This window comes from Vibrio sp. Y176, from assembly GCF_033438945.1.
Genome location: NZ_JAWOQS010000002.1, coordinates 309,313 through 321,442, shown reverse-complemented (window position 1 = coordinate 321,442; position 12,130 = coordinate 309,313). Strand labels below are relative to the sequence as shown.

At 48.5% G+C, this 12,130-nt stretch carries 8 protein-coding genes; 2 read left to right on the top strand and 6 right to left on the bottom strand.

All coding sequences use genetic code 11. From position 1 onward, the window contains the following. The 3 genes from R7O13_RS05660 to R7O13_RS05650 form a co-directional block, all read right to left on the bottom strand. Positions 1-1,719 carry an efflux RND transporter periplasmic adaptor subunit gene (locus R7O13_RS05660; RefSeq protein ID WP_222711937.1) on the bottom strand — a complete coding sequence of 573 codons (1,719 nt, stop codon included), beginning with the start codon at positions 1,717-1,719 and terminating at the stop codon, positions 1-3. A gap of 12 nt (positions 1,720-1,731) precedes the next feature. Further along, positions 1,732-3,120: a TolC family protein gene (locus R7O13_RS05655; RefSeq protein WP_318303252.1), complete on the bottom strand. Its 1,389-nt coding sequence runs from the start codon at positions 3,118-3,120 to the stop codon at positions 1,732-1,734. A gap of 135 nt (positions 3,121-3,255) precedes the next feature. Beyond that, complete coding sequence (locus R7O13_RS05650; RefSeq protein WP_222711935.1) at positions 3,256-3,678, bottom strand: hypothetical protein; 423 nt, start codon at positions 3,676-3,678, stop codon at positions 3,256-3,258. A gap of 315 nt (positions 3,679-3,993) precedes the next feature. On the opposite strand from R7O13_RS05650, the gene fdhF reads away from it, so the two are divergent. Together fdhF and R7O13_RS05640 are read left to right on the top strand one after the other, a co-directional pair. Continuing rightward, positions 3,994-8,232: a formate dehydrogenase subunit alpha gene (gene fdhF / locus R7O13_RS05645; RefSeq protein ID WP_318303251.1), complete on the top strand. Its 4,239-nt coding sequence runs from the start codon at positions 3,994-3,996 to the stop codon at positions 8,230-8,232. Between the two features lie 383 nt (positions 8,233-8,615). Further along, positions 8,616-8,987: a hypothetical protein gene (locus R7O13_RS05640; RefSeq protein ID WP_248486213.1), complete on the top strand. Its 372-nt coding sequence runs from the start codon at positions 8,616-8,618 to the stop codon at positions 8,985-8,987. Positions 8,988-9,096: 109 nt separating this feature from the next. On the opposite strand, the gene R7O13_RS05635 is transcribed toward R7O13_RS05640, so the two are convergent. Genes R7O13_RS05635 through R7O13_RS05625 form a run of 3 tightly spaced genes read right to left on the bottom strand, consistent with a single transcriptional unit; the run spans position 9,097 to position 12,075 of the window. Continuing rightward, a complete protein-coding gene (locus R7O13_RS05635) occupies positions 9,097-10,194 on the bottom strand; it encodes an ABC transporter permease (protein WP_318088624.1) in 1,098 nt (365 codons plus the stop codon). Next, positions 10,194-11,120, bottom strand: a complete 927-nt coding sequence (locus tag R7O13_RS05630; protein WP_041056887.1) for an ABC transporter ATP-binding protein — start codon at positions 11,118-11,120, stop codon at positions 10,194-10,196. Before R7O13_RS05630 ends, R7O13_RS05635 begins: the two co-directional genes overlap by 1 nt. A gap of 4 nt (positions 11,121-11,124) precedes the next feature. Then, complete coding sequence (locus R7O13_RS05625) at positions 11,125-12,075, bottom strand: HlyD family secretion protein (protein ID WP_373417462.1); 951 nt, start codon at positions 12,073-12,075, stop codon at positions 11,125-11,127. Positions 12,076-12,130 lie beyond the last annotated feature (55 nt).

Sequence of the window (12,130 nt, the reverse complement as noted above, 5' to 3'; positions counted from 1 at the left end):
TTAACCCTCGACGGCTGTTGTTGCAGGAACTAGCTGTTTAAGAACGTAGTCAGATCCTTGTTTTTCAACTAGAAACCGAACTTTCTGTCCTTCTTCAAAACCCGATAGATCAACGTCTTCTCCCACAGAGAAGTTCATCTCGCCAGCATCCCAGTTCCATTCTGCAACCGGTAGGTGGTTTAAGGTGATCATGCCAAAATCAGCCATCAGCATGCTAATGTCACCAGTTAGCCAAACTTCTGCTGCAATGACGCTGTTGTCTGCCTTATAGTCAACGATTTGGTACTGACCGGACTCCGTCTTTTGCATTTCAAATTCGATAGCCTGACCTTTTTTCAAGTCACCCATCTCAACGCCATCTGCAAAAGTGAAGTTCATTACCATGCCCGGCCAATCCCATTCTGGTACAGGTTGGTGGTTGATGGTCAGCATGCGGTGCTCTTTCATCACATCCGTGACCTCACCTTTGGCCCATGCTGTTTCTGCCGCTGCTTCTACACCATTGATGCGAGACAGATCCGCCGACTGGCTTGATTCAGAATCGAGCATGAAGTGAGATGAAGTAACGATCTTATCGCCTTGTTTAAGTCCTTGTAATACTTCGATTTGTTCGCCAGCTTCACGGCCAACTTCAATTCGAGCTGAGCGGTATTTGCCATCACCTTCCGCCAGAACAACGCGAGTCATACCGCCAGAGCGAATAACAGATGATTTAGGAATCGTTAATACTGCGTCGTCAGTGACAGGCTGCAAGGCAATATTGGCGAACATGTTTGGCTTCAATGCGCCATCTGGATTAGGGAATTTAAGGCGCACACGCAACGTACGTGTTTTCGGATCGAGGATTGGGTACACGTAATCCACGACACCTTGCCATTCATTGCCCGGAATCGCGTCAAGGGTCATCGTGGCTTGAGAGCCCGCTTTCATCCAGTGTGCTTGACGCTCAAAGACTTCCGCATCAACCCAAACATTGTCCAAAGGACCTGCACTGATCACCGCTTGAGCAGGGGACAAATAGCCACCTTCACGCACATTTAAGCTCGCGATAACGCCATCAGCAGGCGCTTTGATTTCAATGGTTTGCGATGCTTTACCACTACGAGTAATGGATTTGATTTGAGCACGGTCAACCCCAAGCGTTACCAAGCGTTCGGTCGCCCCTTTTACAAGACCTTTGCGGCCAGTACGGTACGCATTCAGCAATTCTTCTTGTGCTTTAACCAGTTCAGGAGAGTAGAGCGTGAAAAGCACATCGCCTTTCTTCACTTTCTCACCCACAGCATTGATGTAGAGTTTTTCTACCCAACCCGCAACACGAACGTTGGTTTGCCATAACAGACTTTCATCAAAGGCAATATAGCCAACCGTTTCGATGCGTGGTGATAGCTGTTGTAGTGTCGCGTTTGCGGTTTTAACCCCGAGGTTGTTTTCTACTGAAGGGTCGATAGTCACAGTACCCGGTGCGTCTTGTTCACCGGATAGGTCTTCTGCGTAAACCGGAATCAAATCCATGCCCATTGGGGATTTACCCGGCTTGTCGCGTTTGTAATTCGGATCCATTGGGGCAACCCAGTAAAGCGGATCATTAGAGCTTGCAGCAGAATCACCACCCATCGCACTCATGTCGTGAGCCGAGCCCGTAAGAAAATGATTAGCACCAAACCCTAAAGCACCACCAACAATCAGCGCGATGGTTGCAACTTGTAATGTTTTCATTGTTTTACCTTATTATTTTTTAAATTCAGACAGTTCTGGTTGCTCGACTTGATAGTCGAAACCACCGAGTAGGGTGGCTAAATTGCTGTTTGCGATGTTGAGATCGGTCACCAGACGTTGTTGCTCTAATTGCAGAGCCAACTCGTCAGTCGTGGCAGAAATCACATCGTTAAACTGCGCTGTGTTGTTTTGATAACCCCGCTCAACGGCTTGAATGCGCGCTTTCGCTTGAGGCAATAAGGTGGATTGATAACGTTCTAAGCGTTGGGTTAAGTTGCCGCGATCAACCAGCAAAGTGTTCACCTTGGCATTCATCTGCGTTAGTAAGGTGTCTTTTTGTGATTGTGCCGCGCCAACTTGGTATTGAGCGGCCGCGAGATTGCGATCTTGGCGGTCACCCGTAAACAACGGAATGTCCATTGTGAGGTAAGCGCTGACCAAATCGGAGGCAGGTTCACCCATCATGTTGTCGGCTTGGCGGTAGGCGTACATTACTTCGACGCCAAATTGTGGGTTGTAGGCTTGCTCAGCAATTTCCACCTGAGTTTTATTGGCAGAAATGCTGACGTCGGCCATCTTAACCATCGGGTGTTGGCTGAGTTGCTGATAATGCTTGGTGGAACCCTGACTCGCAGCAAGTTTGTTGTTCAGTGTGTCCCAGTTCAATTGATTGCTCGCGTGCAGAGCCTGTTCGTTTGCCAACCAATCTGACCCCAACCATTCGGAGAGTTGAGAGATAAGACGACGTTGCATTTGTGCATTGGCTTGCAGTTTCTCATCCAACTTGCTGACTTGTAATTGAGCGTTGAGTAGGTCTTGCGCTTCACTCTTACCAATCGAATAGTTGGTTTGAATAAAGCTTTCCATCTCCTTCATCAACTTGCGGTTCTCAAGCAAGATTTGCTCAGCGCGTTGCTGGTAACCAAGCTCTAACCAAAGTTGAGTCATGCTGTTGGCTACCTCAAGCTCACGAGCATGCACTTGAAGCCCAAGGCCGTCGGCTTGTTGATTGGCTTTCTTCTGCTGTAAATCAAGGGTAGAGCCACGCTCAAACTGTTGCATTAAACCAACGGAGATGTTGGTCATTGGATCTTCATCGAATTTGAAGCTGTCGACAGGCAAGCCACCAAAACCCACTTTCAGTTTTGGGTCCATCAAGGTTGCACTTGCGACGCCCGTTTCACGCATGGCAGCAGATTGCGCAGAGTATTGCTTACGATTGCCATCGTTACTCAAAGCGACGTTGATCAGTTGGGCAAGCTTGGTCGTTGAAGCTCGCTCACTTGAAGCGGAATTTTGCGCTGCGTGCGTCTCTTTACCTGCGGCGTTAACCAAGGTTGGCGCAGCGACCAGAGCCACCATAAAAATAGGTGCAGCTAAGCGGTATGGTTTGATATCCATAATCTAAATCCAGTGTTCGCCGGATCGATGGAGGTGCGGGTTTTATTGCGGGAACAGTAAAGCCTTGTTACCTCATCGTTCAGGCGCATTAAAACAACCTGCGATATACGCGCAGGGTCGAATGCTAGGACGGATTTAGGCTATAGGAGGTCGATATAGGTCGCGGCTGACGTGTACGACTGGGGAAGCAACTTCAGGAGTAATGGTTGCGCGATAGACAACGGGCATTGGGCTATTGATAGGATTCGGTAGGGGGACGAAAACTATCGTACACGCGGCAGTGCAGCAGGTATGAATCATGCCAGAGCCTCCACCACAGTTCATGCTGGTTTCTCTTGCATCGCCATCTTCGGACATAGAACCGTCAGTCATAGAGACGTCCATCATGCCAGGCATACCGCAGTGTTCGCTGTCACCCATCATAGAAGGATGGTGAGCCATGCCAGTAGACATCATTTGAATATTCATCAACGGCTCACTGTTCGCCACACTAGATACCAATAGCACTAGCGTCGTGAAGAGAGTTAACCAGATTGTATGCAGCGATTTTAAGTGCATACCCTTTCCCATGTGTTTGATGAAAATGATGAAAACCCTTCGATTCTAAAGGTTAACCTAAGGGTAAGGTCAATCATTTATTACTCTTATTATCAAAATAGTCCAACCCTTCTGTTTTCGCACTTTCGAGGGAGTAAAACGTTTGTTAAACACCGAGTGTTGAAAGTTAGCGAAAGAAGCCCTCGCTTTTTATGACACGTGAAAAATGTGGTTTATAAGTTTTACATCACACTAACTTGTCTTACAAATGATTATCCTTATAGAATGCATGGTTTTACTTATGCAGATTTGGATTTGCTTTGCTGCGGGGGTTGCATGATAGAAATTGTCATCGATGGAAAATATAGAATTGTAGAAGAGGGTCTAACCCTTTTAGAAGCAGCAAAAGTGTGTGGGGTCGAGATCCCATCGCTGTGCGGAATGAACAAAAGTAATGAAAAAGTACCGTGTGACTTGTGTGTGGTTGAAGTCGAAAGCGGCGGTACTAAGCGTGCGTGTGAACTTGAAGTTTACCGCGGCCTTAATGTGGTCACGCAATCAGAACAATTAAGCGAGCACCGCAGAAAAGCACTCAACTGCATCATGACGGACCATTACGCCGATTGTGAAGCGCCATGTAAAACCGCGTGTCCAGCGGGCGTGGATATCCAATCGTACCTTTATCACATCGCACAGAGCGATCATCAAAAAGCGATTGAAGTGATTAAGCGTACGCTTCCTATGCCGCTATCGATCGGTCGTGTGTGCCCGGCATTTTGTGAGAGTGAATGTCGCCGCTCGTTAGTCGATGAGCCTATTGCAATTCGCCAGCTAAAACGTCATGCCGCGGATGCGGATTTGTCTGCGCATGAAGCCTATGTACCAGAAAAGAAACCAAGTAAAGGTTTGAACATTGCCGTCGTCGGCAGTGGCCCTGGTGGTCTAACGGCTGGCTATTACTTATCGAACGAAGGCTACGACGTTACGGTCTTTGAATCCATGCCAAAAGCGGGCGGTTGGTTGCGTTACGGTATTCCTGAATACCGTTTACCAAAAGACATTCTCGATAAAGAAATCGAATTGATGTGCCGCAACGGTATGCAAGTTCACACCAATCAAAAGCTAGGTGTGGATTTCACGCTTTCTCAATTGAGCGAAGAATACGACGCGGTGTGTTTGGCGGTCGGCGCGTCTCAAGCGGTCGAAATGCATTACACAGGCAGTGACCTTGAAGGTTGCTACTTAGGCGTTGATTACCTAAAAGATTACGTTACCGAGCAAAACTATGTAACGGGTCAGAAAGTCGCGGTGATCGGTGGTGGTAACACGGCAATTGACTGTGCTCGTACTGCGCGTCGTGCTGGTGCAGACACCACGTTGATTTACCGTCGTACCCGTGACGAAATGCCGGCAGAAGACTACGAGATTGTCGAAGCGGAACACGAAGGGGTGAAATTCCACTTCTTGACCAACCCGGCAGAAAACCTTGCCGATGAAACTGGACGCGTGAGTGCGATTCGCCTAGAGCGCATGGCGTTGGGTGAGCCGGATGCATCTGGTCGTCGAAGCCCTAAACCAACTGGCGAGTTCTTCACCGAAGAGTTCGACACCGTGATTGCAGCAGTATCGCAAAAGCCAGACCTGAGCTTCCTCGAAGGTGAAGATTTGTCGATTCCGCTTACGCGTTGGAACACCTCAGATGCAGATGAAAAGACCATGCACACTGGCACGGGCAACATCTTCAGTATTGGTGATTTCCGCCGCGGCCCAGCAACGGCAGTTGAAGCGGTGGGTGATGGTCGCGTTGCGGCAAAAGCCATTGACCTGTTTTTGAATGGTGATATGGCAGACATGCCAAAGGCGGCGTTCAACTCGCGCAAAGAGAAGAAGCTCTCTCAAGTCGATCCGCTTCACTTCGAGAACATCCAGAAAGTTGCTCGATCTATCATGCCTGAGCTGACTCCAGCACAACGCGAGCAAAGCTTCGCTGAAGTGGAGTTGGGCTTTGATAACGAAGAAGCAATGAAGGAAGCTGCGCGCTGTCTAGAATGTGGCTGTCAGGCAAATACTGATTGTGCGCTGCGTGATTACTCCACCGAATATGAGGCTGAGCAAAGCTTTGACTTCTCTTTGCAGATTAAATCGCATCAAGATTGGTTAGATCTTCGTGCGAAAGACTTGCGTCATAAGTACGAAGTTGACCGCAGCTCTGAGTTTATTGAGTTTGATGCTAACCGCTGTATTAGCTGTGGTCAGTGCATCCAAGCGTGCCGCGACAAAGCCGTACACGGTGTACTGAACTTCGTGTGCGATAAACAAGGTCGTCCGGCATTACGTCCTGACGATCGTCCACACTTTGGAAGTAACAAGAATGGCTTAACCCTAATGGGTGATTCGAACTGCGTGCAATGTGGCGCGTGCGTTCAAGTGTGTCCAACGGGCGCAATGGTCGATAGTCGTGACCGTTCGCAAGGCCGTACTGAAGATCTGAAAGCGGTCGACACCATTTGTACGTACTGTGGTGTGGGTTGTAAGTTGACTATGTTCGTGGACGAAGCAACCAATACGATTCGTTACGTGAAGGGCGGTGACTCGCCAGTGAACCAAGGCATGCTGTGTGTGAAAGGGCGCTTTGGTTTTGATTTCATCGGCAGTGAAGAGCGTCTTACCACGCCTTTGATTCGTAAAGACGGTTGGTTGCAGCCTGCGAGTTGGGAAGAGGCGATTCAACTGATTGCAAGCAAGTTCTCTGGCATCAAGCAAGATTTTGGCAGCAACGCATTGGCGGGTTTCTCTTCAGCGAAAACCACCAACGAAGACAACTACGCGTTCCAAAAATTTGTCCGTCGTGAACTAGGCACCAATAACGTCGATCACTGTGCGCGCTTGTGTCACGCATCGAGTGTAACCGGTCTTGAGGCATCACTCGGTAGTGGTGCAATGACCAACGACATTCCAAGCATTAAGCACTCGGATGTGATCTTTATTATCGGTTCGGATACCACATCGGCGCACCCGATCATCGCTTCACACATCAAACAAGCAATTCGTCACCACGGCGCTCGCTTGATTGTGGCTGACCCGAAACGTGTCGATATGGCAGAGCATGCTGAGCTGTATATGGCGCATCGTCCGGGTACGGATGTGATGCTCCTAAACGGTGTCATGCAGCAGATCATTAAGAACGGCTGGTACGATCAAGAGTACATCGAAGAACGTGTCGACGGCTTTGATACCTTACTGCAAGAAGTGATGTCACCAGCTTATAACCTCGATAAAGTGGAGTTGGTTACGGGCGTAAAAGCCGAAGACATTCAAGCAATGGCGCGCATGATCGGTACAGCAGATCGTACGGCTGTTTACTACTCGATGGGGATTACTCAGCACACGACAGGTCATGACAACGTGCGTTCTATCGCTAACCTGCAATTGCTGTGTGGCAACATCGGTATTGAAGGTGGTGGTATTAACCCGCTACGTGGTCAATCTAACGTGCAAGGCGCGTGTGATATGGGCGCTTTGCCAAACAGCTTCCCGGGCTATCAAAAGGTATACAACCCAATTGTGCGACAGAAGTTTGCTATTGAATGGAACGCACCAAATCTGCCTTCTGAGCAAGGTTTAACCCTGACAGAAATCATTGACGCGGCTTGCCATCGTGACGTTCGTGGTATGTACATCATGGGTGAGAACCCAGTATTGAGTGACCCGAACCAAGCGCATGTGATTGAAGGTTTAGAAGCGCTCGACTTCTTGGTTGTTCAAGACATCTTCCTAACGGAAACCGCTCAATACGCGGATGTGGTTCTGCCTTCTTGCTCGTTTGCAGAGAAAGCGGGGCACTTCACCAATACGGAGCGTCGTGTTCAGCGTGTGAATCCGGTTGTCACGGCACCGGGTGAGGCAAAAGAAGATTGGTGGATTATTCAAGAAATCGCCAATGCCATGGGCAGTGATTGGGACTACCACTGTGTGTCTGATATCACTAACGAAATTGCACGAGTGACACCTCAATACGCGGGTCTTCGTTGGGACGCCATTACGCCAAACGGTGTGCAATGGCCGAGCAATAAGAACAACCCTGCGGGTACTCGCATCATGCACCAAACCCAGTTTACTCGTGGTAAAGGGCAAATGGTGGGCGTACCGTTCCGTTATGCGGCTGAACTGCCAGATGAGGAGTATCCGCTTGTGTTAACGACTGGTCGTGTGCTTGAGCAGTTCCACACCGGCACCATGACGCGCAAAACCAAAGGGTTGGATAATCTTGCTGGCCCTCGTGCGATGGTGAGCGTGGAAGACGCAGAAGCGCTTGGCATCAGTAATGGTCAGCGTCTGACGGTGTCTACACGTCGCGGCAGCATTGAGATTGATGCTTTTGTGACTAAGCGTATTCAAAAAGGAGTGGTGTTCATTCCATTCCACTTTGTTGAATCGCCAGTCAACCGCCTAACGACAACGGCAACTGACCCGCATGCGAAGATCCCTGAGTTCAAGGTCGCTGCGGTTAAAGTGGAAGTGAGCGAAAAGACAACGCAGACAGAGTCTCTCGAAGATAGTTACCAACACGTTTAAATTCGGCGAGTCACGTTGTTGTGGGCACTGACAATTTGAGCCTAGTTGATGGGCGGATAATCTACTCTTGATTTCCGCTCTCACTACATTCACTCGATTGTCTTTTTCTTCAAACTCCTTTTACTTTTCTGTTATCACCGCGCTCCGGTTAGTTTTCCTTTCTTACTTCTTACTTCTTACTTCTTACTTCTTACTGTCTCTGTGGCGTATTTTTGTTCAAGCCCATGATGAGAGTGCAATAAAGTTTGTTGTTGAGCTTGTCATAGAATTGACTGTCTCTGACTGTCCCCTGTTATTTGGGCAAGTTCTATAACCTAAACTTTGCTCGCTTCCTATACTGAATTAACGAAGCAAGATTTTTATAACAACAAGAGGAAGCTTGTATGACAAGAACAACCTCATTTGCACTCGTTTTATTACTTATGTGCGCATACTTTGGTTACAACCGTTATTATGTATACCCCCAGCAGTTGGAAACACAGGCGAAGTCGATGCTAATACAAATGGCAAATCGCGAAGAGTGGGTAGATGTGTTTGAGATGATGAATCGCGTAGACGCGCATAAGGGCCATTTGGAACTTGTTGCTGACGTGACATCCTCTGATGGTCAGCGAGCGTACAGTGAAGGTATTATCACGTACACGGATCGCGAAGGCGTTGTCTGTAAACAGGTAGTGTTCAACTTTAAAATAAACTCTTTGAAAAACTACGATATTTCCGATTTACGAGATTGTTCCTACGGTGAGTACTATTAATATTGTCTGAGAGTTGAGCTCGATAGCACAGTGTATTAATACACAAACAAAAAATAGCCCTTCGTTGGGGCTATTTTTGTTTTTAAGGAATGAACGCAATATCGTGGGATTAGTCGAGTGATTTTTTGAAGCGAAATGAAGCGACAATAAGGCCGATAACGGTGAATCCAAGTAACCAAACTGTATCTCGCCATAGCTCTATTAGGTCTGCACCACGCAGCACCACACCACGAATAATTCGCATAAAGTGGGTGGCAGGCAGCGCTTCGGATATCCATTGTGCCGCGATGGGCATTCCTTCATAAGGGAACATAAATCCGGAAAGAAGAATCGATGGCAAAAGAATAAACACCGTCATCTGCATTGCTTGAAGCTGCGTCGTCGCAATGGTGGATATCACCAAACCTAAGGTTAAACTCGCGGCGATAAACAGCAGCGTACCAAACAGTATCTGACTAATGGCGCCGTTTATCGGCACACCAAATATCCAGTGCCCCAAGCCTAAAATGATAAACACCTGTATCAGACCAACAAAGATGTAAGGGATGATCTTCGCCACCATGAGTTCTATGGAGTGGATTGGCGTAGTAATCAGTAACTCTAAATTGCCACGCTCCCGTTCTCGAACAATGGCTGCACTGGTGAACAAGATCATCGTCATGGTTAGAATCACGCCCAACAAACCAGGGACAATGTTCACCGCTGAGCGCCGACTCGGGTTGTAATACAGCGCAACTTCAAAGGTTTTGGTTGGAGCAGGACGTATCTCAAAATCAAAATCCGTTAACGGCATGGTTTGTAGCGAGAGAATCGCAGAACTGATCATGGTGTCTGAACCATCCACAATCCACTGGCCAAGTTCTCGACCTTTCACCATACGTTGGGTTAAGTCGCTAGGTAGAATTAAAGCCGCTCGCACCAAACCGTCTTGAATGGCTTGTTCGGCTTCTGAAGCGGTAGCAAAGGTTTCAACCACATCGACCACTTGCGTTACTTTAACGGACTCGGTAATCACGCGCCCGGCGGTACTGCCACTTTGATCAACGACACCAACGGGAATATTGCGAATATCGGTATTAATAGCGAAGCCGAACAGCAGAAGCTGAATTAGCGGGATCATCACGACCATGCCAAAGGTAATGCGGTCACGTGAAAGCTGACGGATCTCTTTGATCATTACCGCTTTCATACGGGCAATAGATTTCATCATTGGCGACCTTCTCCCGTAACACTGACAAACACATCTTCCAAGCTAGGACGAGCAATGTTCATCTCGCAGCCCTCAAGCTCAGGAAAGGTTTGGGTTAACCATTCGATCGGTTGTTCGATGTGCTGGTGGATCAAAATGCGTAAGCGAATGCCGAGCTGTGCGGCAGAACGGACTTCTTCGCGCTGAATGACTTTCTCTTTGAGCTCGCGCAAGTTATCCGCTTTGACTTCGACGATGTTAACGCCCATTTGCGCCATGAGTTCTTCTGGCTCACCATCGGCGCGAATTTCGCCCGCTTCCATAATAGCCAGACGATGACAGCGCTCTGCTTCATCCATGTAGTGCGTTGTGACTAAAATCGTCGTGCCTTGGTCAGAGAGATCAAACAACTGCTCCCAGAAATCGCGTCGGTTCTCTGGGTCAACCGCAGATGTGGGCTCATCGAGAAACAACAGTTCTGGCTTGTGCATAGTGGCTGCGGCGAGAGACAAGCGTTGTTTCTGGCCGCCACTCATTCCGCCGACGCGCTGTTTACGCAACTGGTCGAGACCGTAGGTGGCTAGTTGTTCTTCGATGCGAGCTTTCAGGGCCTTGGTTTCCATACCAAAGATTTGTCCAATAAACTCAAGATTCTCTTGAACCGTCAGGTCATCATAAAGCGAGAACTTTTGTGTCATGTAGCCAATCTTGAGGCGCAGAAGCTCAGATTGTTTTGGGATCTCTAGCCCGAGTACATCGACATTGCCCTCACTTGGGCTAAGCAAGCCAGTCAACACACGAATGGTTGTCGATTTACCGCAACCGTTAGGGCCAAGAAAACCATAAATACTGCCTTTGGGCACATTAAGCGTGATGTTGTTGATGGCGGTGAAGTCACCAAACTTCTTCACTACATTTTCAGCTTGAATCGCGTATTCGGTCATTGGCTTACTCCACCAAATCCACTTGCGCTGGAATGCCCGAAGGCAAGGGTTGTGCTGAGTCTTGAAGGTCGACTTCTGCTAAGTACATCAAACGCGAGCGTTCTTCCTCGGTAAGCGCGAAATAAGGCGTAAATGAAGGCTCAGTCGCTACCCAACGAACGGTGCCGCTATATGGTTGCTCAACGCCATCTACATGCACGTTAACCGTTTTACCAGGCACAAAGTCGACTCGATAGTTAGCAGGAACATAAACGCGAGCGTATGGGACGCGGCTGGCTTGTATTACAGCAACCACACCATTCACAGGAACGCGTTCGCCAAGGTTAAACGGTAGGTTATCTAACAAGCCATCTCGCGTGGCCGTGATGGTGAGTTCTGCCAGTTTCTGTTCTTGCAGTGCCACATCGGCTTTTGCTGCCATGAGTGCGGCTTTCGCTTGTTCAATATCTTCAGGACGAGAGCCAGCGGTCAGTTTGCTGAACTCTTCTTGTGAGGAGTCTAGCTCTGCACGGGCAGAATCTCTGGCTGCTAAAGCGGTGTCTTTTTCTGATTGGCTGATGAGCTTTTTACGAACTAATTCCGCTTTACGTTGGTAGTTCTTTTGCGCTTCAATCAATTGAGCTTCCGCTCTGGCAACGCGAGCTTGCGCTGCGGCAATGTCTTCTGGTCGCTCACCATTGGTCAATTTCAAAAGATAGGCGTCAGCCTTGGCTTGTTCGGCAACGGCGTGAGCTAAAACGGCTTCTTGGTTCTTTGTATCGAGCTGAACCAGCACTTCTCCTTCGGTGACTTGGCTGCCTTCCTTAATGGGTAGGGCACGAATTATCTCGCTAGAGGTTGCAGTAAAAGTTACGCGGTCACGCTCAAGCGTACCAAGGGCTTGCTGTCCGTCATCTTTGGAACAGGCAGTTAAAAGAGTCAGGGCTAGGGTGCAAAGAATGATTCGCTTCATCATGCGACGCTTCCTCTAAGAAGGTGAGCTCGAAATCGTATCAAGCTATAGAAGAGTG